19 protein-coding genes, 2 pseudogenes and 1 riboswitch are annotated in these 25823 nt (G+C 74.5%); of the genes and pseudogenes, 11 read left to right on the plus strand and 10 right to left on the minus strand.

Annotated elements, in window-relative coordinates; translation table 11 throughout:
* Positions 1 to 2414 (minus strand): sensor histidine kinase (locus tag LQ51_RS00685; protein WP_052744711.1); only part of this gene is annotated, 2414 nt, incomplete at its 3' end.
* Positions 2401 to 3573, minus strand: coding sequence for a hypothetical protein (locus LQ51_RS00690; protein WP_046562631.1), 1173 nt, complete (start codon positions 3571 to 3573; stop codon positions 2401 to 2403). The genes LQ51_RS00685 and LQ51_RS00690, both read right to left, overlap by 14 nt.
* 374 nt (positions 3574 to 3947) lie before the next feature.
* On the opposite strand from LQ51_RS00690, the pseudogene LQ51_RS34440 reads away from it, so the two are divergent.
* The 4 genes and pseudogenes from LQ51_RS34440 to LQ51_RS00705 form a co-directional block, all read left to right on the plus strand.
* A pseudogene (locus LQ51_RS34440) lies at positions 3948 to 4647 on the plus strand (alpha/beta hydrolase); the annotation flags it as partial.
* Positions 4648 to 4754: 107 nt separating this feature from the next.
* Positions 4755 to 6809, plus strand: a pseudogene (locus LQ51_RS00695) (ATP-binding cassette domain-containing protein); the annotation flags it as partial.
* Positions 6809 to 7723: an ABC transporter permease gene (locus LQ51_RS00700; RefSeq protein ID WP_046562633.1), complete on the plus strand. Its 915-nt coding sequence runs from the start codon at positions 6809 to 6811 to the stop codon at positions 7721 to 7723. The pseudogene LQ51_RS00695 and the gene LQ51_RS00700, both read left to right, overlap by 1 nt.
* 150 nt (positions 7724 to 7873) lie before the next feature.
* Complete coding sequence (locus LQ51_RS00705) at positions 7874 to 8320, plus strand: DoxX family protein (RefSeq protein ID WP_046562634.1); 447 nt, start codon at positions 7874 to 7876, stop codon at positions 8318 to 8320.
* A 7-nt stretch (positions 8321 to 8327) separates the two neighbouring features.
* Here the strand turns inward: LQ51_RS00705 and LQ51_RS00710 are convergent, their stop codons facing one another.
* Both LQ51_RS00710 and LQ51_RS00715 read right to left on the minus strand, forming a co-directional pair.
* The gene (locus LQ51_RS00710; RefSeq protein WP_046562635.1) at positions 8328 to 9041 is read right to left on the minus strand and encodes a DUF4232 domain-containing protein; all 714 of its coding nucleotides are present in this window, start codon (positions 9039 to 9041) and stop codon (positions 8328 to 8330) included.
* 7 nt (positions 9042 to 9048) lie between these two features.
* The gene (locus LQ51_RS00715) at positions 9049 to 9357 is read right to left on the minus strand and encodes an ArsR/SmtB family transcription factor (RefSeq protein ID WP_046562636.1); all 309 of its coding nucleotides are present in this window, start codon (positions 9355 to 9357) and stop codon (positions 9049 to 9051) included.
* Between the two features lie 89 nt (positions 9358 to 9446).
* On the opposite strand from LQ51_RS00715, the gene LQ51_RS00720 reads away from it, so the two are divergent.
* Both LQ51_RS00720 and thrC read left to right on the plus strand, forming a co-directional pair.
* Positions 9447 to 10409, plus strand: coding sequence for a DMT family transporter (locus LQ51_RS00720; protein WP_052744712.1), 963 nt, complete (start codon positions 9447 to 9449; stop codon positions 10407 to 10409).
* Between the two features lie 72 nt (positions 10410 to 10481).
* Positions 10482 to 10614: riboswitch (SAM riboswitch) on the plus strand.
* A 12-nt stretch (positions 10615 to 10626) separates the two neighbouring features.
* Positions 10627 to 11916 carry a threonine synthase gene (thrC, locus tag LQ51_RS00725; protein WP_046562637.1) on the plus strand — a complete coding sequence of 430 codons (1290 nt, stop codon included), beginning with the start codon at positions 10627 to 10629 and terminating at the stop codon, positions 11914 to 11916.
* A gap of 10 nt (positions 11917 to 11926) precedes the next feature.
* Here thrC and LQ51_RS00730 read toward each other — a convergent pair whose 3' ends face one another.
* Positions 11927 to 12991: a LacI family DNA-binding transcriptional regulator gene (locus LQ51_RS00730; RefSeq protein WP_046562638.1), complete on the minus strand. Its 1065-nt coding sequence runs from the start codon at positions 12989 to 12991 to the stop codon at positions 11927 to 11929.
* A gap of 15 nt (positions 12992 to 13006) precedes the next feature.
* On the opposite strand from LQ51_RS00730, the gene LQ51_RS00735 reads away from it, so the two are divergent.
* Complete coding sequence (locus LQ51_RS00735; protein WP_197087485.1) at positions 13007 to 14257, plus strand: MFS transporter; 1251 nt, start codon at positions 13007 to 13009, stop codon at positions 14255 to 14257.
* Between the two features lie 219 nt (positions 14258 to 14476).
* Here the strand turns inward: LQ51_RS00735 and LQ51_RS00740 are convergent, their stop codons facing one another.
* Positions 14477 to 16666 (minus strand): hypothetical protein, encoded by a 2190-nt coding sequence (locus tag LQ51_RS00740; protein WP_046562640.1) that lies wholly within the window; start codon positions 16664 to 16666, stop codon positions 14477 to 14479.
* Positions 16667 to 16804: 138 nt separating this feature from the next.
* Here LQ51_RS00740 and paaN point away from each other — a divergent pair, with 138 nt between their 5' ends.
* Positions 16805 to 18478, plus strand: coding sequence for a phenylacetic acid degradation protein PaaN (gene paaN, locus LQ51_RS00745; protein ID WP_197087486.1), 1674 nt, complete (start codon positions 16805 to 16807; stop codon positions 18476 to 18478).
* 128 nt (positions 18479 to 18606) lie between these two features.
* Here the strand turns inward: paaN and LQ51_RS00750 are convergent, their stop codons facing one another.
* The gene (locus LQ51_RS00750) at positions 18607 to 19125 is read right to left on the minus strand and encodes a GNAT family N-acetyltransferase (RefSeq protein ID WP_046562642.1); all 519 of its coding nucleotides are present in this window, start codon (positions 19123 to 19125) and stop codon (positions 18607 to 18609) included.
* Positions 19126 to 19348: 223 nt separating this feature from the next.
* Here LQ51_RS00750 and LQ51_RS00755 point away from each other — a divergent pair, with 223 nt between their 5' ends.
* From LQ51_RS00755 to groL, 3 genes are all read left to right on the plus strand, one after another.
* Entirely contained in the window at positions 19349 to 19549 is a 201-nt protein-coding gene (locus tag LQ51_RS00755) for a cold-shock protein (protein WP_046562643.1), read from the plus strand.
* Positions 19550 to 19650: 101 nt separating this feature from the next.
* Positions 19651 to 20916 (plus strand): hypothetical protein, encoded by a 1266-nt coding sequence (locus tag LQ51_RS00760; protein ID WP_046562644.1) that lies wholly within the window; start codon positions 19651 to 19653, stop codon positions 20914 to 20916.
* Positions 20917 to 21191: 275 nt separating this feature from the next.
* Positions 21192 to 22814 carry a chaperonin GroEL gene (gene groL / locus LQ51_RS00765; protein WP_046562645.1) on the plus strand — a complete coding sequence of 541 codons (1623 nt, stop codon included), beginning with the start codon at positions 21192 to 21194 and terminating at the stop codon, positions 22812 to 22814.
* Between the two features lie 66 nt (positions 22815 to 22880).
* Here the strand turns inward: groL and LQ51_RS00770 are convergent, their stop codons facing one another.
* The 3 genes from LQ51_RS00770 to LQ51_RS00780 form a co-directional block, all read right to left on the minus strand.
* Positions 22881 to 23123 (minus strand): hypothetical protein, encoded by a 243-nt coding sequence (locus LQ51_RS00770; protein WP_046562646.1) that lies wholly within the window; start codon positions 23121 to 23123, stop codon positions 22881 to 22883.
* 82 nt (positions 23124 to 23205) lie between these two features.
* A complete protein-coding gene (locus LQ51_RS00775; protein ID WP_046562647.1) occupies positions 23206 to 24135 on the minus strand; it encodes a GNAT family N-acetyltransferase in 930 nt (309 codons plus the stop codon).
* Between the two features lie 75 nt (positions 24136 to 24210).
* The coding region (locus LQ51_RS00780; RefSeq protein WP_046562648.1) for a S8 family serine peptidase at positions 24211 to 25823 on the minus strand (1613 nt) is incomplete at its 5' end.

A 25823-nucleotide genomic window follows, 5' to 3' on the forward strand; every position in this document is an offset into this window, starting at 1 on the left:
GGCGGCGCGAGCCCTGGCCCGGGCGGCGGCGCAAGTGCCTGCCCGGGCGGCGGCGCGAGCCCCGGCCCCGGTGGCGGCGTGAGTGCCGGCCCCGGCGGCGGCGTGAGTGCCGGCCCGGGTGGCGGCGCGAGCCCTGGCCCGGGTGGGGGCACGATTGCCGGCCCGGGTGCCGACCGGGTGGGCAGCGCCGGGCCCGGGCGGGTGGCCGGTGGCGTCAGGGTCGGGCCGGTCGCCGGCCCGGTGGCCGGGGGAGCGGCCGGGGCCGGGCCGACGACCGGTGTCGGCGGGGAGACGGGACCGGGCCGCGCCACCGGTCCGGGCGGCCGGGCGGCCGGCACCGCCGCCCAGGCCGAAGGCGGGTCGCTGGCGGCCAGGCCCGGGTCCTCGGCCGGCGCCGCGGTGTCGGCCTGGTGGCCGAAGGCGTTCCACGGGTGGCCGCTGGTCATGCTGCGCGTGGCCCGGCTCAGCAACTCGGCGTCGAAGCCGCCCGGCGCTTCCACGGCCGGCTGCTCCGATTCGCGGGCGCCGGGCACGGCAGCCCGGCCGGCGGTGACGCCGACCGGCTCGGGGCGGCGGATCACGAGCGAGGCGCGCGGGATCTCCAGGGCCGCGGTGACGCCGCCGCCGGGGGTGGCGCTCAGCTGGACGCTCCAGCCGTGCCGGCGGGCCAGCCGGCCGACCACGAACAGGCCGAGCACCTCGGTCGGGGCCAGGTCGAGGCGTTCCCGCCGGGTGAACCGGGCGTTCTCCTCGGCGATCCGGTCTCCGGTCAGGCCGATGCCGTGGTCGACCACGACCAGCCGCGCCCCACCTTCGGTCAGCTCACCGGTCACCACCACCCGGGTGTGCGGCGGCGAGAACACGGTGGCGTTCTCCATCAGCTCGGCGAGCGTCAGCACCAGGTCGCCGACGATGGCGGGGGCCGCCGCCACGCCGGGCGGGACCTGCACGTCGACGCGGGTGTAGTCCTCGATCTCGCCGAGCGCGAGCCGGACCACGTCGGCCAGCGGGACCGGCGCCACGTGGCCGTCCGAGCCGGTGGCACCGGAGAGCACCACCAGGCTGCCCGCGTTGCGGCGCAACCGGCTGGAGATGTGGTCCAGCCGGTAGAGGTGCTCCAGGCGGCCCGGGTCGGTCTCCTGGCGTTCCAGCCGGTCGATGAGCGCGATCTGGCGGCCGACCAGGTTCTGCGTACGCCGGCCGACGTGCCCGAACATCTGGGCCACGTTGCGCCGCCCGGCGACCTGCCGCTCGACCAGCCGGGCCGCGGTGTGCTGCACCCGGTCGAACGCACGGGCCAGGTCGCCGATCTCGTCCCGGGCGCGCACCTCCACCGGGTCGAGGCGTACCGGCGGGACGGTCTCGGACTCGTCGTCGGCGACCCGGGTCAGTTCGGCCTCGGTGACCCGGGCGACCCGCTCGGCGGAGCGGGTGAGCCGGCTCAGCGGCCGGGCCACCGTACGCGCCACGGTCATGCTCAGCAGCACCACGACCAGCAGGATCGCCGCCGCCGCGAGGCTGACCAGCCAGGCGGCGGTCAGGGCCGCCCGTTCCCGGGCGCGGGTCTCCGCGATGACGTCGGCGACGACCTTCTTCTCCACGAACTGGCCCAGCGTGATCATCGACCGGGCCGAGGGGAACAGCACGTCCAGCGGCACCGGCGCGATCGCCTCGTCCGGGTCCCGGAGGCTGTCCACCAGGAACGTCGGGCTGGTCCGGGCGGCCACCGCCGCATCGTCCAGCTCGGCCACCTTCAGCTGCTCGGGCGTGATCAGCTTGCGGAACCGCCGGTTGTCGACGTTGAGACCCGCCATGCAGGCCACGAACGACTGGGCCACCTGAGGATCGCCGGTCGCCTTGACCAGCACGATCAGGGTGGTGCACGAACTCAGTGCCTCGTCGACGCGCAGCAGTGCGTCCAGGGCGAGCACCTGGCGTCCGGCCGCGGTGTCGGTGTCCACCTGGAAGGGCAGCCGCAGCGCGTCGATCAGGGCGGTGTCGACCTGGCCGAACACGGTCAGGATCTGCTGCGGCGTGGACCGACCGGCGAGCGTGGCGGTCCGGACGTCCGCCAGTCGGCGTACCCCGTCGAGGCTGTCGCGGACCGCCGCCGGCAGCGGTTCGGCGCGCAGGTCGGCGACCCGGTCGTCGACGGCGGCCGACTTCTGGATCAGCTCGGTGCGGTTCACCCGGCCGAGCAGCAGCCCGACCGAGAGCAGGCGTTCCTGCTGGAGGTCCTGGACCAGGCTGCCGACGCGGCTGGCGACGCGGACGGTCTCGGCGGTCTCGGCGGCCCGCTGGGCGGCGGTCACCCGGTCGAGGACGACCGGTACGGCCAGTCCGACCACGCCGAGCAGCGGAATGATCACCAGTAGGGCGAGTTTGCCCCGGATGCGTAACCTACCGAGCAGCATCGAAGGGCCTCCACCGGTCGGCGTCGCCACCGTGCCCCACCGCGACCGGCTGGCGGTCGGCCCCGGGCGCGGCCAGCGGTGGGTCCGGGTGAACCGTGGGCGCGGCTTCGGCCGGTTCGCGGCGTGCCGGGGTGGCCCGGAAACGGTCCCGGCGCAGCGCGGCGATGTGCAGCGCGATGATCCCGGCGATCAGCGCCAGCGCCGCCCCGGCGGCGATCCGGCCGAGCAGCCGGTCCCGCTCCAGGGCGTCGAGCCGGTCCCGCAGCAGCGCGTCGAGCTGGTCGAGGATGACCGTACGGAGCTGCTTGGCGGCGTTCTGCGCGCTGATCCCGGCGCGGGTGAGCTGGTCGGGGCTCGGCGCGGCCCGGCCGGCGCCGGGTGCGGAGTAGACCGCGAACGTCTCCAGTGAACGCTGGTAGGTGTCCAGCGGCGTGAGCACGTTGGCGCCCAGGTCGGTGCTCTCCGAGCTGTCGACCGCCGAGCGCAGGTCGGTGACCAGGTCGGTGGCGGGACCGAGCGCGGAGACGCGCAGCTCGGCCAGCTCCGCGCCCGCCCGGGCGCGGTCGGCGGCGGGCCGCTTGGCGGTCAGCCGGGCCAGGTCGACGAGCCGCCCGGCCAGCACCGTCGCGGTGGGCAGGTCCCCGCCGATGCCGTCCTGGAGGAAGAACGAGTCGGCGCGCGGGTCGCGGATCAGGCCGGAGCTCTCCCGCACCTTGTGGTAGAGGGCCAGCAGCAGGTCGGACGCCTCGCCGTAGGCCCGGTACGTGGCCTCGGGGTCACTGACCCCGCGGTCCGGCAGCGACTCCAGCTTGGCCCGCAGCCCGGCCCAGCGTTCGTGGGTGCGCAGCTGGTCGCCGACGGCGTTGTCGACCGCCGCGACGCCCTCGATGGTGGCGGCGAGCGACGCCCGGGAGACGGTGCCTTCGGCGACGGCGATCGCCTGGGCCTCCACCAGCGCGTCGGTGACCGGCCCGAGGGCGCGCAGGTAGCGCACGCCGAGCCGTTCCCGGCTCGCCAGATCGTGGTCGTCGGCGGAGTCGCGTTCGGCTTGGACGAAGAGGAACCCGAGCGGGGCCAGCAACGCCAGCACCAGCACCAGGGCGAGCGTGCGGCCCGGTACGGCGGGCCGTCGACGGACCCGCGACGCGGGGACTGTCATGGTGTGTCTCCTCCGGCGACGGCGGGGCGATCGGTGCCCCGGGAGGTCGCCGTACGCAGTCCCGTGCACCGGACCGGAAAATTAGCCGAATCGGACTCGGCTGAGACCTCGGCTGATGAGTCGGCTTCACGTCAGTACTTTTTGCGTCACCGTGTGTCAGGGCGAATGGTACGTAGCGTGCGATCGCGACGCCGAGAAGTGACATCGACGATGATTTACGCCTGTAGGTGTGAATTCACATGATCCGAATTCGTCCCGCTGGGACGCTCTGGACCTTTGGCGGATGACGGACCCCACGCGACGATCGGCGCAACCGGACAGACGTACGGCGGATCTCAGCGAATGCTCAGCCGCCGGCCCGTACCGTGTGCCGCATGAGATCAACCGCCGCGCGGCTCCGGCGCGCCCTGGCCGGCCATCCGCGCCGCGTTGCCGCCGCAGTGGTGGTGGTCCTCGTCGCCGCCGCGCTGGTCTGGGTGGCCCGGCCGCAGGGTCCGGGTTTTCGTACCGAGCCGGCGCTGGTGACGGTGCGGTCCGGGCCCGCCGGTGACGAGCCGGTCGACCTGGACACCACGCTCTACCTGCCGGCGGGCGCCTCCGCGTCCCACCGGGTACCGGCCGTCCTGCTGGCCCACGGCTTCGGTGGCACCAAGGAGTCGGTCCGCTCGGACGCGGAGGACCTGGCCGAGCGGGGGTACGCGGTGCTCACCTGGACCGCCCGCGGGTTCGGCCGCAGCGGCGGCCAGATCCACCTGGACAGCCCCGACTACGAGGTACGCGACGCCCAGCGGCTGCTCGACCGGCTCGCGCAGCGGCCGGACGTCCGCCTCGACGCGGCCGGCGACCCCCGGGTGGGCGTGGTCGGCGGCTCGTACGGTGGTGGCCTGGCCCTGCTGCTGGCCGCCCAGGACCGGCGGGTCGACGCGATCGTCCCGATGATCACCTGGCACGACCTGTCCCGGGCGTTCCTGCCGGAGAGCACCGGCAAGGAGCCGACCGAGGGCGTGTTCAAGAAGGGCTGGGCCGGGCTCTTCTTCGGCGGTGGCGGCAACGCCGGCTCCGGCCCGGCCGGCCTCTCCGGCGCCACCGCCGCCGCGCCGGAGGGCGCACCGGAGTCCGCCGGCCCGCCGAGCCCGCAACCGGGTGGCGGGCCGGGCACCGGCTCCGGCCGCGCGCCGGGCGGCGTCGCCGACCCGTCCTGCGGCCGGTTCGCGGCCGACGTCTGCGCCGCGTACCTGCGGATCGCCACCACGGGCCGGGCCGACGCGGCCGCGGTCGAGCTGCTGCGCCGGTCGTCGCCGGCCGGCGTGCTGGACCGGATCAAGGCGCCGACGCTGCTGGTGCAGGGCGAGGCGGACACGCTGTTCCCGCTCGCCGAGGCGGACGCCAACGCCCGGGGCATCGCGGCGGCGGGCACGCCGGTGCGGGTCGCCTGGTTCACCGGCGGTCACGACGGCGGTGCCGGCCCCACCTCGGACTCCGACCGGGTGAAGTTCCTGACCGCGCAGTGGCTCGACCACTACGTCAAGGGGGACGGGGCGGCGCCCGGCGACACGTTCACGTTCTCCCGGATCGCCGGCTTCGACGCGCTCGACCGGGGCCTGGTGGCCACCGGCTTCCGCACCGCCGACTATCCGGGGCTGGCCGGGCAGGACCGCCGCGAGGTGACGCTGGCCGGCCCGCCCCAGCCGGTCGCCGTACCGCCGAACGGCAATCCGGCGGCGATCTCCTCGGTGCCGTTCGCGGGCGCGCTCGGCTCGCTGCTGGACGGCGTGGCCGGTGACATCCCCGGCCAGCACGCCCGCTTCGAGTCGGCGCCGCTGGACGAGCCGGTCGACGTGGTGGGTGCGCCCACCGTGCGGATCAGGGCCGCCTCACCGACCGGCGAGGCCGTGCTGTTCGTGAAGCTCTACGACGTCGACCCGCAGGGCGCCGCCACGCTGCCGTCCGGTCTGGTCGCGCCGGTGCGCCTGACCGGCCTGCCGCGCACCGTCGACGCGGCCACCCCGGTCAGCGTGACGTTGCCGGGGATCGTCCGGCGGGTCGAGGCCGGGCACCGGCTGCGGCTCGTGGTGGCGACGTCGGACCAGGCGTACGCCTCGCCGGCCGAGCCGGCGGTGCACACGGTGGCGCTCGCGGACGGGACGCTGACGCTGCCGACGGTCGACGCCACGCCGATCCCCACCACCGCCACGATCTGGCGCTGGGCGCTGGCCGGCCTGCTCGCCGCGGTCGTGGTCGGGCTCGTCGTGGTCGTGCTGCTCGCCCGCCGCCGGCACCGCCGCCAGGACACCTCGATCCACCCGGAGTACGCGGGCGTCCCGCTCGCCGTGCGCAACCTGCGCAAGGAGTACGCGGACGGCTTCGTCGCGGTCTCCGAGGTGGACTTCGAGGTGCATCCCGGCCAGGTGGTCGGCCTGCTCGGGCCGAACGGCGCGGGCAAGACCACCACGTTGCGGGTGCTGATGGGGCTGACCCAGCCCACGGCGGGGGAGATCTACGTCTTCGGGCACCGGCTGGTGCCCGGCTCGCCGGTGCTGTCCCGGATCGGCGCGCTCGTCGAGGGGCCGGGCTTCCTGCCGCACCTGTCCGGGCTGGACAACCTCAAGGCGTACTGGCGGGCGACCGGGCGGCCGTGGGCGGACGCGCACTTCGACGAGGCGCTGGAGATCGCCGGCCTGGGCGACTCGGTGCACCGGCGGACGAAGAAGTACAGCCACGGCATGCGGCAGCGGCTGGCCATCGCCCAGGCCATGCTGGGCCTGCCGGAGCTGCTGGTGCTGGACGAGCCGACGGACGGGCTGGACCCGCCGCAGATCGCCGAGATGCGCCGGGTGCTCCAGCGCTACGCCACCGACGGCCGGGCGGTGCTGGTCTCCAGCCACCTGCTGGCCGAGGTGGAGCAGACCTGTACGCACGCGGTGGTGGTGAACAAGGGGCGGATCGTGGCGTCCGGCCCGGTGGAGGAGATCGTCGGCGAGTCGCCGAGCGTGCTGTTCGAGGTGAGCGACCCGGAGGCGGCGCGTGGCGTGCTCGACCGGCTGGCCGGCGTACGGGTGCTGCCCGACGGCGACGGCGGGCTGGTGGTCGACACCAACGGGACCGCCCGCAGCGAGGTGGTGGCCGAACTGGTCCGGGCCGGCATCGGGGTGGACCGGGTGGTGCCCCGGCGCCGCCTGGAGGACGCGTTCCTCGCCCTGGTGGGCGAGAACTCTCGGGGAAGCGGGGACCGGTGATGGCGGATTCGTCGGTGGCGTCGTCGTCGGGCGGCGCGCCCGGTACGGCGGCGCCGGGCGCGGGTGGTGCAGCGGCCGGTTACCGGCCCTCGGCCACCCTGCCGTTCGGGGCGGAGTTCCGGCGGCAGGCGTCGCGCCGGCGTACCCAGCTCGCGCTGGGGTTCATGGTGCTGCTGCCGCTGATCATCCTGGTGGCGTTCCAGTTCGACTCCGGGGACGACGACGGCGGCCGGCGGGGCGAGTTCGCCAGCCTGGCCGACCTGGCCACCTCGGGCGGGCTCAACTTCACCCTCTTCTCGATCCTGGTGTCGGCGTCGTTCCTGCTGGTCGTGGTGGTGGCGCTGTTCTGCGGGGACACGGTGGCGAGCGAGGCGAGCTGGGGCAGCCTGCGCTACCTGCTGGCCGTGCCGGTGCCCCGGGCCCGGTTGCTGGCGGTGAAGCTGGTGGTGGCGCTGGCGTACTCCGGGCTGGCCCTGCTGTTGCTGGCCGGCACCGCGCTGCTGGCCGGCACCCTTCGGTACGGCTGGCAGCCGCTGGGCAGCCAGGTCTCGGCGGAGCTGGCCCCGGGCGAGGGGCTGCTGCGGCTGCTCGGGGTGCTCGGCTATCTCGCGGTCGCCCTGCTGGTGGTGGCCGGACTGGCCTTCCTGTTGTCGGTGACCACCGACGCCGCGCTGGGCGCGGTCGGTGGCGCGGTGCTGCTCTGGATCCTGTCCAGCATCCTGGACCAGATCACTGCGCTGGGCGGGCTGCGGAACCTGTTGCCCACCCACTACAGCAGCGCCTGGCTGGGGTTGCTGTCCACGCCGATGCAGACCGACGACGTGGTCCGGGGCGCGTTCTCGGCGATCGTCTACGCGACGCTGTTCTGGAGCCTGGCCTTCTGGCGCTTCACCCGCAAGGACATCACGAGCTGAACTGACCGGCGGGGTATCCGCGCGAGCCCGCCCGCCCATATCATGGGAGCGTTCCCATGATATTGTCCCGCCTGCAAAGAAATCGATTAACATCGATATATGTGAACGCCATCCTGGATCCGTCCGATACCCGGCCCAGGAGGTTTCCACATGATTCCGGCCCAGCTGAGCGGCCCCGTCCTGTCCCTGTACCGCGTGGTGGTGGGTGCGCTCTTCCTGTGTCACGGCGCCGCGTCGATCTTCGGCGTCCTCGGTGGCAACCGGGGCTCCGGTGCGGCTGTCCCGTTCGCCACCTGGCCCGGCTGGTGGGCGGCGCTCATCCAGCTCGTCTGCGGCGCGCTGGTGCTCGTCGGCCTGCTCACCCGGCCCGCCGCGCTGCTCGCCTCCGGCTCGATGGCGTACGCGTACTTCACCGTGCACCAGCCGCACCAGCTGCTGCCGATCCAGAACGGCGGCGAGCTGGCCGCGCTCTTCTGCTGGTCGTTCCTGCTGGTGGCGGTGCTCGGTCCGGGCAGCTGGGCGCTGGACTCGGCGCTGGCCCGCCGCCGTGCCGCCCCGGCCGAGCCCGCCCCGGCCCCGGCCTCGGTCCCCGTCTGAGCGTCCGCTAGCGCGCCAGGGTCCGGTACGGGAGCGCCCGTGCCGGACCGTGGTGTGCCAGCGGGTTGACCGGCGGGGTCGTGGGCGGCGGCGGCACCGGCGGCGTGGGCGGGTCGGTGGCCGGGTCGGGCTCCCGGCGTTCCCACGCGCTGACGCCCAGCCGGCCGGTGTTGCCGAGGTCGATCGGCCCGTCCAGGGCGACCGGGTATGCCGGCCGCCCGGCCACCGGGGCGACGTCGAGGGCGGTGCCGTCGGCCGCCACCACCGTCGGGTCGGTGACCAGGTTGCGCCAGATCAGCGCGGCGCCGGCCCGCTCGCCGGGGGCCAGCACGATCCGGGTGGGCGGGTGGTCGAAACCGGCAGTGATCGGGGCGGCGCCCGGGATGATCCGCACCGTGATCGGATCGCCGTCGGCGTCCCGCAGGCGGACCGCCGGATAGCCGCTCAGCTCGTACGGCCGGTCGCCGCAGTTGACCAGCTCCAGGCCCATCGCCCGCAGCCCCATCGCGGCGCTCACCCCGAGTTCGGTGATCAGGATGCCCTCCGGGGAGCACGTGGCCGCGGGCCTCGGGTCGGCCGTGCGGGCACCCGGCCGCGGTGCTGTCGTGGCCAGCGGGTCGACACTCGCCGGCGGCCGGTCGGCCGGCCCCTGCGTCGGGGCGCAGGCGGCCAGCAGCGTCACGCCGGTGAGGGCGCCGATCAGGCGCGCCGTGCTCCGCATCCGCTGATCAGGCCGGCCGGGCGGGCCCGGTGAGGACCGCGTCGAGCAGCCCCGGGTAGTGGCGGTCCAGTTCCTCGCGGCGCAGCCGCACGAACCGGCTGGTGCCGGCGACCCGGGTGCGGGTCAGGCCGGCCTCGCGGAGCACCTTGAGGTGATGGCTGCGGGTCGCCTTGGAGACGCCGAACTCGAAGGTGCCACAGGCGTGTTCCCCACCCTCGGCGAGGGCCTGGACGATCTGCAGCCGGACGTCGTCGGCCAGCGCCGCCAGCACGGCGGTCACCGGTACGTCCCGCAGCTCGGGTTCGTGCAGCTCCATGTGACCAGGGTAACCTATGTTCGACAATCGTCAAACAAGCTCCTAGAGTCGGGCCGTTGGTTCGACGATACTCGAACATAGGAGCTGCGATGCGTTCCCGTCACGCGACCCTGCCGATCTTCGCCGTGGTCAGCTGGGGGGTCATGTTCCCCGTGCTGGCCAGCGCGCTCACCCGGGTGGACGCGCTCAACCTGACCACCGCCCGGTACGTGCTGGCCACCGCCGTGCTGCTCGCCCTGTTGCTGGCGCGCGAGGGGGTCACCGCCCTGGCCACGCAGCGGCGCGGGGTCGAGGTGGCGCTGCTCGGCGCGCTCGGCTTCGCCGGCTTCAACACGCTGATGAACCTCGCCCTCGGCCACGCCGCCCCGCAGCAGATCGCGCTCTTCGCCGCCACCGTGCCGCTGGTCACCCAGCTGGTCCGCTGGGCGCGCGACGGCGTACGGCCCCGGCCGGCGCTGCTCGGCCTCTCGCTGGTCGCCCTGGTCGGTGTCGGCCTGGTGATCACCCGGGGCCGCCTGGACGGGCTGGGACAGTTCGGCCTGGGCGGGCTGCTCATGATCGGCGCGGTACTCGGCTGGGCGTTCTACACCCACGGCGCGAGCCGGTTCCCCGAGTGGTCCGCGCTGCGGTACACCACGCTGACCGCCGTCGCCGGCATGCTCGCCATGCTCGCCGCCAGCACCGTCGCCGACCTCGCCGGGCTCCAGCACGCGCCGGCCGCCGCCGACCTCGCCGCGGTCGCCCCCCAGCTCGCGTACGCGGTGCTCGTCGGCGCCGTCCTCGCGGTGCTGGCCTGGAACACCGGCGTACGACGGCTCGGCCCGGCCAACGCCGCGCTCTTCATGAACCTGGTGCCGGTGGCCACGTTCGCCGTGCAGATCCTGCGCGGCTACCGGCCGGTCCCGGTGGAGCTGGTCGGCGCCGGGCTGACCATCGCCGCCCTGGTGGCCGCGAACCTCGCCACCCGTACCCCCGCCGCGACGGCCCCGGCGCCGGTCGCCGTGGTCGACCGGCCCGCCGTGGTGGAGCCGGTCGCGGTGGTCGGTGGCTGAGCCGGCCCACACCGTGGGATCCCCAGGTAGCGCGGCCGTCAGCGGCGCATAGACTCGACGGCACAACTGCATACCTCATCCAGAGGGGCTGAGGGATACGGCCCGATGACGCCCCGGCAACCACCCGCGCGCTCGATGACGAGCGACCGCGGGCAGGTGCCAATTCCGTCCCCGCCGCACCCGGCGATGCGGGGAAAGATGAGAGGACCTGCTCGACATGACGTCGACTCTTCCCGCCGTCTCCGGCATCGACACCACCCTCAGCCCGGCCCGCGCCTTGGTCTGTCGCGCCTGCTCCGCGCGCTACCCGTTGGCCGCGCAGCACGCCTGCTACGAGTGTTTCGGCCCGCTGGAGGTCGACTACGACGCCGCCGCGCTGGCCGCCGTCACCCGCGAGCAGATCGAGGCCGGCCCGAAGAACATCTGGCGGTACGCCGCCCTGCTCCCGGCCGGCCAGGACCCGACCACCCGGGTCACCCTCGACCCGGGGCTGACCCCGCTGGTGTCCGCCCCGCACCTCGCCGCCGAGCTGGGCATCAGCGCCCCGCTCTGGGTCAAGGACGACAGCGCCAACCCCACCCACTCGTTCAAGGACCGGGTCGTCTCGGTGGCGCTGACCGCCGCCCGGGCGCTCGGCTTCACCCGGTACGCCTGCGCCTCGACCGGCAACCTGGCCAACTCGGTGGCCGCCCACGCGGCCCGGGCCGGTGCGCCGTCGGTGGTCTTCATCCCCGGCGACCTGGAGCCCGGCAAGGTGGTCACCACCGCCGTCTACGGCGGCGACCTGGTCGCCATCGACGGCTCGTACGACGACGTGAACCGGCTCTGCGGCGAGCTGGTGGAGACCGACGAGTTCGAGGACACCGCGTTCGTCAACGTCAACGTCCGGCCGTTCTACGCCGAGGGCTCCAAGACCCTCGGCTACGAGGTGGCCGAGCAGCTCGGTTGGCGGATCCCGGCCCAGGTGGTCATCCCGATGGCCAGCGGTGAGCTGCTCACGAAGATCGACAAGGCGTTCGCCGAGCTGGTCGAGATCGGCCTGGTCGAGGCGCCGGCCGGCGGCTGGCGGGTGTTCGGCGCGCAGTCCGCCGGCTGCAACCCGATCGCCACGGCGCTGCACGCCGGCACCGACACGATCACCCCGGTGAAGCCGACCGGCATCGCCAAGTCGCTGAACATCGGCGACCCGGCGGCGGGCCTCTACGCGCTGGAGGCGGTCCGCCGCACCGGCGGCTGGATGGAGTACGCCGACGACGACGAGATCCGCGCCGGCATCCGGCTGCTGGCCCGCACCACCGGGGTGTTCGCCGAGACCGCCGGTGGGGTCACCGTCGCGGTGCTGCGCAAGCTGGTCGAGTCCGGCCGGCTCGACCCGGCGGCCGAGACGGTGGTGTTCAACACCGGCGAGGGCCTGAAGACCATCGACGCGGTCGCCCCGCAGGTCGGCCCCACCCACCGCATCAAGCCCTCGCTGCGGGCCGCCCGGGACGCCGGGCTCCTCTCGTAGGAGTCGTCGCTCAACCGGTGGGTCGGGTGGTGTCGCGTACCACGACGTGCCATCGCGGGTGGTCCGGAGCCGGGCCTGTCAGGCCGAGGGCCACCCGGGCGCAGTGGGCCCCCTGGTCCCGTAGGGACTGTGCCAGGGTGGTCAGCCCGGCGGGTGCGGCGGCGTCGCTGTCGTCCCAGCCGGTCACCGCGAGATCCTCGGGCACGCGGCGGCCGGCGGCGGTGGCGGCGCGCAGGGCGCCGAGAGCGAGTTCGTCGCTCATGGCGGCGATGGCGTCCGGCGGATCTCCGCCGGTCAGCACCTGTCCGGCGAAGGCCTCGCCCGCGGTGATGTGGTTGACCGGGCAGACGGCCAGCCGGAGCTGCCCGGCTGGGTGCCCGGCCTCGGTCCAGGCGTCGCGGAAGCCCTGCCACCGGTGGCGGGTCACCGGGAACCGCACCTCCGGCACGTCGTCGCCGGTGAGCAGCTCGCGGACGCGGTCGCGGTCGAGCGGGAAACCGAGGACGAGCGGGCGGCGGGCGCGCGCGAAGGCCACCCGACCGATCGCCACCGCCGCGGCGCGGTCGTCGATGCCGACCACCGGCAGCCCGCGCCCGTGCGGGCCGGCATGGATCACCGCGGGCAGGCCGGTGTCGGCCACGGCGTCGAGCACCGGGTCGTCGTCGCTGGTGGTCCAGACGACGTAGCCGTCCACGGCGGCCTCCGCGACGCGCCGGGGATCGGTGGCGGCGCCGGTGGTCGGCACCAGGGTGAGTCCGACGCCCTCGGCGGCGCAGACGTCGGAGACGCCGGCGAGGAAACGGGCCGCCTGCGGATCCTCGAAGGCGTACGTCAAGCGTTCGCCGAGCACCACACCGAGGGTGCCGGCCCGCCCGCGACGCAACGAGCGGGCGGCCGGGTGCGGCCCCGGATAGCCCAGCCGCGCGGCCGCCGCACGGACCTTCGCGGCGGTCTCGGCGGACACCCGTTCCGGTTGCGAGTAGGTGTAGGACACGGTCATCGGCGAGACGGCGGCGGCACGGGCCACGTCGCCCATGGTGGGCCGCCGCTTCGGGTTGCCGACGGCGTGGTTCATGGCGACACTCTAACTGTGTATCGATACACAAGCCGGCGACGCCCGGCCCCGCCCCCCGCCATCCGACCCGACGCCTTCGTCCGGGACGGGCCGACCGTGCTGTCCTACGCGGTCCTGGCCTGCTTCACCTTCTGGCTGTACGCCTTCGCGCCCGCGGTGACGCTGCTCCGCGCGGAGTTGGGCTTCTCCTACTCCGTGCTCGGCCTCTACCAGGTGCTCTGGGCCGGCGGCGCGGCGCTCGCCGGCGCCACCTTCGGGTGGGCGGCCCGCCACCTGGCGCGCGGCGCGCTGCTGTGGTGGTCGGCGCTGGTCACGGCCGGCGGTGCCGCGGTGTTCACCCTCGGCACCGGCGTGCCGGCCACCCTGATCGGCGCCGGGGTGTTCGGCGCGGCCGGGACGATGCTGCTCACCGTGGACCAGGCGATCCTCTCCGACCGGCACGGAAGCCGGCGGGACCGGGCCCTGACCGAGGCCAACGTCGGAGCCGGCGCCTCCGCGGTGATCGCCCCGTTGATCGTCGGTGGGTCGGCGGCCCTGGTGTTCGGGTGGCGTGCCGCGTTCGCGCTGCCGGCGGTCGCCCTGGTGGCGCTGCACCTGCGCTACCGGCGGCTCACCCTGCCCCGGCCCGGCGGGCACCGGGCCGCCGGCGGCCCGGGCCGGTTGCCGCTGGCCTGCTGGCTGTTCGCCGTGCTCACCGCGGTGAGTTCGGCGATCGAGTTCTGCCTGGTCTACTTCGGCCCGCAGGTGCTCCTGGAGCTCGGGTTGTCGGCGGCCGCCGCCGGCACGGCGTTGAGCAGCAACCTCCTCGGCATCCTGACCGGGCGGGTGGTCGGCGCTCGGATCACCCGCCGGCCGGGCCGGAGCGTCCCGCTGCTCTCCGTCTCGCTGGCCACCACCTTCGTCGGCGTCGTGCTGTTCTGGGTCGCCGACCGGCCCGCTCTCGCCGTCGGGGCGCTGTTCCTGGCCGGGCTGGGCATCGCGAACCTCTATCCGCTCTCGCTCGCGCTCACCCTCGGCGCCGCGCCGGGCCAGGAGGACCGGGCCAACGCCCGTACGCAGGTCGTCCTCGGCGTGCTCGCCGCCGCGTCCCCGTACCTGCTCGGTGCCCTGGCGGACCGGCGCGGGCTGGCCACCGGCTTCGCGCTCGAACCGGTGCTGATCGGCGGTTGTGCCGTTCTGTTGTGGGCCGGACTCCGCACCCTCCGGCCGGCCGTCCGGCCGATGGTGGCCGGCCCGAGCGGGGGATCGGGAGAGAGCGGTGGGTAACCGGCGGTATCCGGTGAGTGCCAGAAAACCACCCCCAGGGACTTGACGGCAGGAACCGGACGGCGCAAGATGCTCGGTGCGGGAGGGCATCCGCCGGAGACTTTTCAAGTTCTTGCGACCCAACGCCAGAGGCGTTGTGCGGACGTCCCTCCCGACCAACCTCGCGAACGGGCCGGCGGAACTCCGCCGGCCCGTTCGCTGTCCGTGGCCCTCAGCCGGTCACCCGGGGCCGGGCGGCGGTAGCCGGGCGGCCAGGTCGCACACCGCGCGGTGCAGGTCCTCGTCCGGCTGGAAGCGGTGCCGGCCGATCGCCGGCGGCACGGTGTCCCCCGCCGGGATGACCAGCGACTTCGGGTCGCGGACCCGGCGGTCCACCCCGGCGGCCGGATCGTCGCGGGGCAGCTCCGGCGGAAAGACCGGGCCGCCGACCGGGTCGGTGCGCCGCCACAGGTTGATCCACCGCCAGTCCACCCGGTCACCCAGTTCACGGAGCACCGCGGGCCCGAGGTACGCCGGAAAGACCCGGCTGTAGAGCCGGCCGAGCGGGGTGCCGTAGGTCAACAGCGCCACCCGGGCCCGGCAGGCCGCCGGCAACTGCAGGACCGCCGCCGCGGCCAGCACGCTGCCGTGGCTCTGCCCGGCGAGCACGACCGCGTTCCCGCCGGCGGTGAGGTGGGCGATCCGCCGGGTCAGGTCCGGCACCGCGCGCTCGGCGTAGCAGGGGGCGGCCAGCGGGTGCCCGGCGCGCGGCCAGAAGGTGGCCAGCTCCCAGAGCACGCCGACGAGCCGCATCGCATGCGACCGGTACGCGAACAGCCCGGCGCCGAACAGCACCACCGCGAACAGCCCGATCAGCAAGCTCCCCAGGTCGGTCGCGAAGATCACCGGACGGGCCAGCGGCATCCCGCCCAGCCAGTGGGCCACGTCCTCCGGCCCGTGGTGCAGCAGCGACAGCCCGGCGGCACCCAGACTCAGCGCGGCCAGCAGCGCGTACGACGTCAGGAGCAGCGGGGCGAGCCGGTCCGCCAGCCGCGCCCGGACGATCCGGTCCCGGACCGCGCGCACCCGTTCCGGTGCGGCCCGCTCCGCCTCCGGGAACTCGCTCCGGACCAGTTCCTCGGCCGCCCGGCGCCGGCCGGCCCGCCGGTAGCGGCTGGCCAGCGTGGCGGTGCCGGCGGCGAGCAGCAGCGCGGCCGAGACGCCCACGGCCGCCCAGCGGAAGGCGACGGGCGGGGAGAGCGGCGGGGCGTCGTCCGGCAACGGGCGGGCCGGTGTGGGGCTGGAGCCCCGGTCCAGGTACTCGGCGACGCCGTAGGTCAGCCCGGCGTCGTACGACACCGCCAGGCCGATCGCGACCGAGACCACCAGCGGGGCGGCGGTCACCAGCAGGTTCGACCGGCCCCGGGCCGGTCGCCGGGCCAGGACGAGGACGGCCAGCGCCAGGAGCAGCACCATCTGGGTGGCGAACAGGAGCGCGACCAGCACGTCGTACCCGGGCAGGCCGCCCCGGGCGGTCCACGGCGCGCGGGGCGCCGCCGCGTACGCCAGGGCCAGCGCGGTCAGCGCGAGGGTGCCCCAACGGAGGAGCCGGACCGCCCGTCGCGGCCAGCGGGCGGCGGGCCGTTCGAGCTGGGGAAGGCAGAGCAGCACCAGCGCGGCGGCGTGCAGGCCGGCCACCGCGGCGAGCAGCGCGTTGCCCGGGAGAGCGCGGTCGTGCGGCGCCAGGGCCAGGAGCAGGGCCAGGTCCAGGGAGGTCAGGGAGATCGTCACGTGCACGGACCGCAGGCGCAGCAGCAGGGCCCGGTTGTCCCAGAATGCCGGCGCGTCGAGCCGGTCCGCGCCCGGCCCCGGCACCGGACCGGTGTCCTCGGGGAGTTGCCAGGTGCGCCCGCCGAGCCACCAGACCAGGACCACCGCGAGGAGTGGCAGCACCGCGAGCAGGGCCAGGCGCTGCCCCGGCAGCAGGTCGCCCAACCAGGAGATCTCCCGGCGGCCCGCCAGGCACCGCGGGTACTCCGCGCACTGCCACGCGATCAGGTCCAGAGCCACCCCCACGATCGACAGCACGAACATCGCGGTGAGGGTCGCCGCGAGCAGCCGGCAGAGGGCCTTGCCGATCAGCCCTGTGCGGCGGCCCGGCGGCAGCATCCAGACGGCGATGTTGGCGAGCATGAAGGGCAGGAGCAGAACCAGCGAGAAGGTGCGGGCGGCGGTGCCCCCGGTGAGGCCGCTCCAGCGGTACGCCTCCAGGATCCCGCCGGCCGCGTTGCACGGGTTTCCGAAGTCGGGGCTGGCCCGGTAGAAACCGGCGTCCCGGTCGCCGGCCACCCGGTGCACGATCGGGCGGTCCAGCATCGCCTCCGGCCCACGGTCGGCGACGCCGTGCACCCGGATCTCGGTGATTCCCACCTACCGCCGCCCCTCGTCCGCCGGCCGCGCGGTTACCCGTGGATGGCACGGTCAATCCCCGTCCGAGCGGTGGGCGGCGGTGCCAACTTGTGACAGGCCCCTACTGATCTGGTGGCTTGCTGTTGCATGATGGCGGGCATGACGGAGACCCCGCACCCCCTGTACGCCAGGCACGCCGACACCCTCAACCGCGCGCTGACCGCCATCACGGAGCGGGGGTACTGGTCCGCCTACCCGGAGTCGCCCAGCCCCCGGGTGTACGGCGAGACCGCCGCCGCCGACGGCAGGGCCGCCTTCGAGGCGTACCTGAACGCTGACTTCCCGCTCGACCAGCCGGCGGACGGGGAGACCGTCGCCACCGAGGTCAGCCCGTTCGGCGTCGCGCTGAACGTGCGCTACCCGCACGCCGGCGCCGACCAGCTGGTGTCCGCCGCGACCGCCGCGCTGCCGGCCTGGCGGGACGCCGGCCCGCAGGCCCGGGTGGGCGTCTGCCTGGAGATCCTGGACCGGCTGCACAAGAACATCTTCGAGCTGGCCAACGCGGTGCAGTTCACCAGCGGCCAGGCGTTCGTGATGGCCTTCCAGGCCGGCGGCGCGCACGCGCTGGACCGGGCGCTGGAGGCGATCGCCTACGCGTACGCGGAGATGACCCGCCACCCGGGCACCGCCGGTTGGGAGAAGGCCGCCGGCAAGGGCGACCCGCTGCGGATGACCAAGACGTTCCACGTGGTGCCGCGCGGCGTGGCCCTGGTGGTCGGCTGCAACACCTTCCCGACCTGGAACTCGTACCCGGGGCTCTTCGCCTCGCTGGTCACCGGCAACCCGGTGGTCGTCAAGCCGCACCCCCGCGCGGTGCTGCCGCTGGCCGTCACCGTGCGCTACGCCCGCCAGGTGCTCGCCGAGGCGGGCTTCGACCCGAACCTGGTCCAGCTCGCGCCGGAGGCGGCGGGTGAGCGGCTCGCCTCGACGCTGGCCCTGCACCCGGCCGTGCGGATCGTCGACTTCACCGGCTCGACCGAGTACGGCGACTGGCTGGAGGCCAACGCCCGGCAGGCGGCCGTCTACACCGAGAAGGCCGGGCTGAACACGGTGGTGATCGACTCCACCGACGACTTCGCCGGGCTCTGCCGCAACCTGGGCTTCACGCTCACCCTGTACAGCGGCCAGATGTGCACCACCTCGCAGAACCTGCTCATTCCCCGGGACGGCATCGCCACGGATCAGGGGCACAAGAGCTTCGACGAGGTGGCCGCCGGCATCGCCGGGGCGGTCGCCAAGCTCACCGCCGACCCGGCCCGGGGCGTCGAGCTGACCGGCGCGATCGTCAACGACGGCGTGCTGGACCGGCTGGCGGAGGCCACCAAGGTCGGCGAGCCGGTGCTGGAGTCACGGACCGTCGAGCACCCGTCGTACCCGGACGCCGTGGTGCGTACCCCGACCGTGGTGAAGCTGGACGCGGCCGACACCGCGACCTACTCGCGGGAGTGGTTCGGGCCGATCTCGTTCGTCATCGCCACCGACTCCACCGCGCAGAGCCTGGAGATCCTGCGCTCGACGGTGGGCGAGAAGGGCGCGCTCACCGCGGCCGTCTACTCCACCGACGAGGCGGTGCTCGACGCCGCCGAGGCGGCGGCGATCGACGCCGGGGTGCACCTGTCCTGCAACCTCACCGGCGGGGTGTTCGTCAACCAGTCGGCGGCGTTCTCCGACTTCCACGGCTCGGGGGCGAACGCCGCGGCGAACTCCGCCCTCACCGACGGCGCCTACGTCGCCAACCGGTTCCGGATCGTGCAGTCGCGCCGGCACGTCTGATCTTGGGGTAGGGGTTTCCGACCTGGTCGTTGTGGTCTCGGCTGCCGGCCGGGGATGTGGTGATCCCGGGTGTGCGGCCCGGGGTCGAGTTCCCGGCCAGCAGGGCGTGGGTGCGCCGCGCGGCCTGGTCAGGCGGGGCGGCGCATCTGCAGTTCGGTGAGGGCGGGGATCCGGGGGTGCGGGACCCGGACCCCGGTGTCCACGAAGCCCAACTTCTGGTAGGCGCGGTAGGCCCGGTCGTTGCCGACCACCACCTCCAGCAGCAGTTCGGGCCGCCCGCAGGCCCGGGACCAGGCAGCCACCTCGTCGACCAGGGCCCCGAGCAGGCCGCTGCCCCGCCGGGCCGGGGTGACGTAGACGGCGTAGACCACGGTGAGCCCCGGTTCGGCGGGCAGCACCGTGCCGCCGGCGTGGCCGACCAGCCGGCCGCCCGGGTCCGCCACGAACTGCGCCGTCTGGTCGCCCCGGGAGACCGCGGCGACCCGGGCCGTGACCTCGGCGTGCGGGCGGGCGGCAGCCTCCGCCAGGGTCTCCAGGAAGGCCAGCGGGGAGTCGGCGAGCATCTCCAGCCGGAGCGCCCGCATCCGGGCGGCGTCCGCCGGCCGGACCCGGCGGACGGTGGTGGTCGGAACGGGCGCGCTGGTCATGACGCAATGCATACCGGAGCGCCCATCAGCCGCGCTCACCCGGGCCGCGAGTCGGCCGAAATATGCCCGATTTGTGGTCGTGCGCCGCCGTCACGCCTCGTGTAGCGTGCGATTTCGGTCACCGTATTCAGTGGTCGTCGCCGATCGCTGAGCCGGTGCTCCGCCGGTGCCGGTCCGCCGGTTTCCGGGTTGTGGAACGCCGCGCAGAGTGAGGAAGTGCACCGTGGCACAGGGCACCGTGAAGTGGTTCAACTCCGAAAAGGGCTACGGCTTCATCGCCGTCGACGGCGGGCAGGACGTCTTCGTCCACTTCTCCGCGATCGAGATGGACGGCTACAAGGCGCTGGACGACGGCCAGCGGGTGGAGTTCGAAATCGCCCAGGGCCAGAAGGGCCCGCAGGCCGAGCGGGTCCGCGTCATCTGACCCGCCGCCCGGCAGCCGGACCACCCGGGCCCGGGGGGCTGCGCCACGGGCGCGCACCAGGGAAGATCGTGAGCCGTTCCAGCCATCGCTGAGGAGGGTTCATGTCCGACCAGCCCCCGTCGGGTTCCACCGAGCCGGTGCCGCCGGCGTCGTCGGGAGGCCCGGCCGACCCGGCCCCGCCCACGCCACCGGTCGCGGCGCAGCCGCCGTACCCCGGCTGGCCCGGACACCCCGCCGAGCCGGGCTTCATCCCGCCCGACGCCCCCGCCCCACCGCCGCCCGGCACCCCCGGGCAGCCGGGCCCCGGCGGCTACGGGCAGCCGGGCTACGGCGTCCCCGGCGGCTACGGGCAGCCGGGCTACGGCGCTCCTGGCGGCTACGGGCAGCCGGGCTACGGCGTCCCCGGCGGCTACGGGCAGCCGTGGCCGGGACATCCGGCCCCGCCGCAGGGCTGGGGCTGGCCCGCTCCCGGCGGCTATCCCGGCGGGCCGATGCCGGGCCACGCCTACGGCTGGTATCCGCCGGCCGATCCCACCGATCCGCTCGTCACCCCGCCGCAGGCGGGCATCGCGGGCTGGTTCGCCCGGTGCACCGGCGCGCTGCGCCGGGGCTGGCGGCAACTCCTGCCGATCGTCCTGGTCAGCCAGGGGGTGCCGGCCGGGGTGATCGCCGTCCTCTCGCTCGCCCTGGCACCGACCGGCCAGCTGGCCACCCGGCCCGACGGGGCGCCGGTCCTGCCCGACGGCTACTTCACCGACACCTTCCTCTTCTACGGTGCGGTGCTGCTGGCCGCGCTGCTCTTCGGCCCGCTGCAGAGCGCCGGCTGGGCCGCCGGCACCTGGGTGGTGACCCGGCAGGCGGCCGGCGAGCCGGCCGGCGTCGGGGCGGCCTTCCGCTACGGCTGGCGCCGGTGCCTCGGGTTGTGGGGCTGGACCATCGTCGCCTCCCTGCTGATCACGGTCGGCGTCTGCGCCTGCCTGCTGCCGGGCGTCTACGTCGCCTTCGCGGTCGCCCTCTTCGGCCCGGTCTACCTCTTCGAGCGGCAGGAGCCGATCGGTCGCGCGTTCCGGCTGTTCCACCAGCGGTTCGGGATGGTGCTGGGTCGGGTCGCACTGGTGCTCGCCGCGCTCGTGGTCGCCTCGGTGGTCAAGGGCATCCTGGACCTGGTCAACCGGGCGCTCTTCGGCGAGCACCCGCTGGACGCCCCGGGCAGCGCCGTGGCCGCCGTGCTGCTGACCCTGGTGGGCACCCTGCTGGTCGTCCCGGGCTACCTGGCGCAGCTGGTCGGGCTGGTCGTCACGTACGCCGAACAGCGGGCCCACGAAGGTCCGGTGAACGCCGCCCGGCTGGCCGCGGAACTCGGCTGAGCGGGGGCATCGTGCTTGCACTCGGCTAGGGAGAGTGCTAAACAGGTCATTGGCACTCGCGTACGGTGAGTGCCAATGGTCGGGGCGGTAGGGCCACGGCCGCGCCGGTGTCTCGATGGCGCCGGGGCGGCACGGGGCCGGTCGTCGCGGGCTGTCCGGCCCGACCGAGGAGACGTCGTCGTCGCCAGGTGGCGACGTCCCCAAGGTGCGTACACCAGACGGCCCATCCGGGGCATCCCCGGGTGGCCCGTGAGTGTCCAGGAGGACAACGCCGTATGGCCAAGATGATCGCGTTCGACGAAGAGGCGCGCCGCGGCCTCGAGCGGGGCATGAACCAGCTCGCCGACGCCGTGAAGGTGACGCTCGGCCCGAAGGGCCGCAACGTCGTGCTCGAGAAGAAGTGGGGCGCCCCCACCATCACCAACGATGGTGTGAGCATCGCCAAGGAGATCGAGCTCGAGGACCCGTACGAGAAGATCGGCGCCGAGCTGGTCAAGGAGGTCGCGAAGAAGACCGACGACGTTGCCGGTGACGGCACGACGACGGCGACCGTCCTGGCCCAGGCCCTGGTCCGCGAGGGCCTGCGCAACGTGGCCGCCGGCGCGAACCCGATGGCCCTGAAGCGGGGCATCGAGGCCGCCGTGGCCAACGTCTCGGAGGAGCTGCTCAAGCTCGCCAAGGACGTGGAGACCAAGGAGCAGATCGCCTCCACCGCCTCCATCTCCGCCGCTGACCCCAGCGTCGGTGAGATCATCGCCGAGGCGATGGACAAGGTCGGCAAGGAAGGCGTCATCACCGTCGAGGAGAGCAACACCTTCGGCCTAGAGCTGGAGCTCACCGAGGGTATGCGCTTCGACAAGGGCTACATCTCCGCGTACTTCATGACCGACCCGGAGCGGATGGAGGCCGTCTTCGACGACCCCTACATCCTCATCGCGAACAGCAAGATCTCGTCGGTCAAGGACCTGCTCCCGATCCTGGAGAAGGTCATGCAGTCGGGCAAGCCGCTGCTGATCATCGCCGAGGACCTGGAGGGCGAGGCCCTGGCGACGCTGGTCGTCAACAAGGTCCGGGGCACCTTCAAGTCGGTCGCCGTCAAGGCGCCGGGCTTCGGTGACCGTCGCAAGGCCATGCTGACCGACATCGCCATCCTCACCGGTGGCCAGGTCATCAGCGAGGAGGTCGGCCTCAAGCTGGACGCCGTCGGCCTCGACATGCTGGGCCGCGCCCGCAAGGTCGTGGTGACCAAGGACGAGACCACCATCGTCGACGGCGCCGGCGACGCCGAGCAGATCCAGGGCCGGGTCAACCAGATCCGGGCCGAGATCGACAAGAGCGACTCCGACTACGACCGCGAGAAGCTGCAGGAGCGGCTGGCCAAGCTGGCCGGCGGCGTTGCGGTGATCAAGGTCGGCGCGGCCACCGAGGTCGAGCTGAAGGAGCGCAAGCACCGCATCGAGGACGCCGTCCGCAACGCGAAGGCCGCCGTCGAGGAGGGCATCGTCCCGGGTGGTGGCGTCGCGCTGGTGCAGGCCGGCAAGACCGCCTTCGACAAGCTGGACCTGGCCGGTGACGAGGCGACCGGCGCGCAGATCGTGAAGATCGCGCTGGACGCCCCGCTGCGGCAGATCGCCGTCAACGCCGGCCTCGAGGGTGGCGTGGTCGTCGAGCACGTCCGCAACCTCGAGCCGGGTCACGGCCTCAACGCCGCGACCGGCGACTACGTGGACCTGCTGGCCGCGGGCATCATCGACCCGGCCAAGGTGACCCGTTCCGCGCTGCAGAACGCCGCCTCGATCGCTGCGCTGTTCCTCACCACCGAGGCCGTCGTGGCGGACAAGCCGGAGAAGACCCCGGCCGCCCCGGCTGGCCCGGGTGGCGGGGACATGGACTTCTGAGTCCAGCTCCATCCAGTACGCCGAAAGGGGCGGGCCGCGTCAGCGGTCCGCCCCTTTCCGCGTCGCTCAGGTCGGCAGCCGCCGCTGGTTGCGGCGCTTGTGCGCCCGGTCGTACGGCGGCGTGATCCGGATCGGTTCGTCCACCGGTTGCCGTGGCTCCGCGGCGGGCGGCTCACCGGCGCCGGCCATCTCCGCCAGTTGCTCGGCGTCGCCGTAGTCGAGCCGGTCGAACGGCAGTTGGCCGGGAAGGTCGGTGACCGGTCGCCAGCTCGCCGCGGGGTCGTCGGTCCGTTCGTCATCCGTGGACATGGCTGCCTCCTCTAGCTTGACCGTAGGGGCCGGTCGATGACCGGGAGGCAGAATGGCGTTATAAGGGTCTATGTAACTTTGGTTACTTCTGCCCGTTAAGTGGCTTTCGGTACAGGAAGAAGACCCGCTCGATCCGCGCCCCGGCCGCCCCCGCGTAGAACGGCACCGGGCCGACCCAGCCGATCTGCGCGGCCGGGAGACCCGCCTCCGCCTGGTCGCGCAGGCAGCGCCGGAGCAGCACCCCGCCGATGCCGGAACCCTCCGCCGCCGGTGCCGTGCCCATCGGCCCGAACCAGCTCGGCCGGGACGACCCGTACGCGGCGAAGCCGAGGATCTCCCCGTCCCGCTCGGCCAGGTGCGCGCCGGCGCCCGGGCGGCCCAGCGAACCCGCCAGCTCCGCGTCCCACGCCCCGCCGAAGGTGTCCCGGGCGAAGGCGGCCAGGGCCGGCAGGTCCGCCGGCTCGGCCCGGCGTACCGTGATCCCCGCCCCGGCGAGCCGGCGCTCGGCCGCCTCGGTCGAGCGCAGCGCCGGCGAACCCCCGGTCAGGTCCGCCGTCATGTTCCAGCCGGTCCGGTCCTGGTGATAGCCGAGCCGCAGCGCGGTGCAGACCGCCGGGGTGTACCGCACGTCGATGCCCGGCCACGCGTAGTAGGGCGGGTTGCCGGCGAGCAGCACCTCCGTTGCGCCCAGCCCGGCGAGCCGCCGTTCGGCCACGTCCAGCAGCGCCCGGCCGACCCCCCGGCGGCGCTCCTCAGGGGCCACCGCCAGCAGGTCCACGTGGCCGAGCCGGGAATCCGCCGCCGAGAGCGAACCGACCAGCACCCCGATCAGCGCGCCGTCCCGGACCGCGCCGAGCCGGAGCACCGGCCGGTCGGCCGCCGCCCGGGCGGCCAGGGTGTCCACCACGGCCGACGCCTCGGCCGCGTCCTCGGGCAGGTCGAGGGCCCGCCGGCAGAGCTCGACCACCGCCGGCAGGCGGTCGAGGTCCAGCTCGATGATCTCCGTGTCCATGGTCGCCGACCCTACTCAACTGCCAGGTTTGTTAACAGGGCCCGTCGGGCCGGCACCCGGAGCGCCGGGCACCGGTCAGGCCGGATCCCCGGCCCGCATCGCCGCCCGGACTGCGGCGTAGGCGTCGACCAGGCCGACGCCGGTCAGGTTCCGGTCGCCCCCGCAGCGGTCCGTGCCGGGCGGCACCCCGGCCGGACCGGCCGTGTCGCGCAGGATCCGGCGGGTCCGGTCCAGGTCGCCGACGAGCGACGGGTTCGCCGACCACATCAGCGCCACCACCCCGGCCACCTGCGGCGTCGCCATCGAGGTGCCGTCGAGGACGGCGTACCCGCCGCCGGGGAACGCCGACAGCACCCCGGCACCGGGAGCGACCAGATCCGGCTTGGCCGCGCCCCCGGCCGCCGGACCCCGGCTGGAGAAGTCGGTGACCATCCGGCTCCGGTCCACCGCACCGACCGTCAGCACGTCCGGATACGGCGCGGGCGGGTCGACCACCGAGGCGCAGTACGGCCCGGTGTTGCCGGCGGCGGCCACCACCAGGATGCCGGCGGCGGCCAGCGCGGCGGTCGCCGGCCGGAGCGCACCCGGGTCGCACCCCTCGACCGGCGGGCAGCCCCAGGAGTTGGTGAGCACGTCCGGCGCGCGCCCCGGCCGGCCCTCGGTGAACGGGTCCCCGCCGGGCGGGAACGGGGCCAGCATGAACTGCAGGCAGTCCAGGTAATGCGCGGGGCTGCCCAGGTTGCGGTCCAGGTTGACGCAGCCGACCCAGCGCGCGTCCGGGGCCACCCCGATCCCGTCGCGGCCGACCGCGCTGCCCACCGTGTGGGTGCCGTGCCCACCCCGGTCGCCCGGCGTGCGGCGGTGCTCCCAGGGGTCGTACCAGGAGTCGTCGCCGCCCCGGAAGCCGGCGGCCAGAGCCGGGTGCCGGCCGTCCACGCCGGAGTCGGAGCTGCCCACCACCACGCCCGCCCCGGTGATGCCCAGCTCGGTCCAGACCCGGTCCGCCCCGATCAGCGACACGTTCCAGACCGGGCCGGTCGGTGCCGGCGCGTCACCCCGGGCCGGGGGTGCCGCCGCGGGCAGCGGTCGGAGCCGCTGGCTGACCAGCACCCGGGCCACCTCCGGCCGGCCGGAGAGCCAGGCGCGCACCCCAGGTCCGCCGTCCGTCTCGATGGCGTTGACGAGGTAGTACGGGGTGGGGTGCAGCCGCAGCCGGGTCAGTTCCCGGCGCAGGTCGCCCTGGGTCCGCTGGGCCGTGTCCACCAGCCGCCGGTAGACCTCGGCCCCCCGGGCGTCCCGCCCGGCCCGGCCCGGCGCCCCGGCCGGAAGCCCGGTCAGGTCGGCCTGTTCCCGCAGCACCACGAGCAGCCGTTCGCCGTGCAGGCCGGGCCGGCCCGGTACGACGTACACCACGGCCACCGCGGCGAGCAGGACCGCGGCGGTCGCCCCGGCCAGCCGCCGGCGTGGCGCGCCCGCCCCGGGCCGGGCCAGCAGCACGCCGTACCCGACGGCGAGCAGGACCGCGACGGCGAACGCGGCCCCGGTGCCGACCGCGACCCAGAACGGCACGTCCCGGGCGGTGGCCAGCAGGACGGTCAGCTCCTCCGGATCGGCGAAGGCGAGCGGCCCGACCAGCGCGAGCCCGACCAGCCAGCGGACCGGGGCCGCGCCGGCCGGCCGGCCGGCGC

This window comes from Micromonospora sp. HK10 (assembly GCF_000982955.1).
GTDB lineage: Bacteria > Actinomycetota > Actinomycetes > Mycobacteriales > Micromonosporaceae > Micromonospora.

Bases quoted from the DNA above. Each gene is read 5' to 3' on its own strand.
- LQ51_RS00690 (WP_046562631.1), bottom strand. From the start codon at position 3,573: ATGACAGTCCCCGCGTCGCGGGTCCGTCGACGGCCCGCCGTACCGGGC.
- LQ51_RS00700 (WP_046562633.1), top strand. From the start codon at position 6,809: ATGGCGGATTCGTCGGTGGCGTCGTCGTCGGGCGGCGCGCCCGGTACG.
- LQ51_RS00705 (WP_046562634.1), top strand. From the start codon at position 7,874: ATGATTCCGGCCCAGCTGAGCGGCCCCGTCCTGTCCCTGTACCGCGTG.
- LQ51_RS00710 (WP_046562635.1), bottom strand. From the start codon at position 9,041: ATGCGGAGCACGGCGCGCCTGATCGGCGCCCTCACCGGCGTGACGCTG.
- LQ51_RS00715 (WP_046562636.1), bottom strand. From the start codon at position 9,357: ATGGAGCTGCACGAACCCGAGCTGCGGGACGTACCGGTGACCGCCGTG.
- LQ51_RS00720 (WP_052744712.1), top strand. From the start codon at position 9,447: ATGCGTTCCCGTCACGCGACCCTGCCGATCTTCGCCGTGGTCAGCTGG.
- thrC (WP_046562637.1), top strand. From the start codon at position 10,627: ATGACGTCGACTCTTCCCGCCGTCTCCGGCATCGACACCACCCTCAGC.
- LQ51_RS00730 (WP_046562638.1), bottom strand. From the start codon at position 12,991: ATGAACCACGCCGTCGGCAACCCGAAGCGGCGGCCCACCATGGGCGAC.
- paaN (WP_197087486.1), top strand. From the start codon at position 16,805: ATGACGGAGACCCCGCACCCCCTGTACGCCAGGCACGCCGACACCCTC.
- LQ51_RS00750 (WP_046562642.1), bottom strand. From the start codon at position 19,125: ATGACCAGCGCGCCCGTTCCGACCACCACCGTCCGCCGGGTCCGGCCG.
- LQ51_RS00760 (WP_046562644.1), top strand. From the start codon at position 19,651: ATGTCCGACCAGCCCCCGTCGGGTTCCACCGAGCCGGTGCCGCCGGCG.
- groL (WP_046562645.1), top strand. From the start codon at position 21,192: ATGGCCAAGATGATCGCGTTCGACGAAGAGGCGCGCCGCGGCCTCGAG.
- LQ51_RS00770 (WP_046562646.1), bottom strand. From the start codon at position 23,123: ATGTCCACGGATGACGAACGGACCGACGACCCCGCGGCGAGCTGGCGA.
- LQ51_RS00775 (WP_046562647.1), bottom strand. From the start codon at position 24,135: ATGGACACGGAGATCATCGAGCTGGACCTCGACCGCCTGCCGGCGGTG.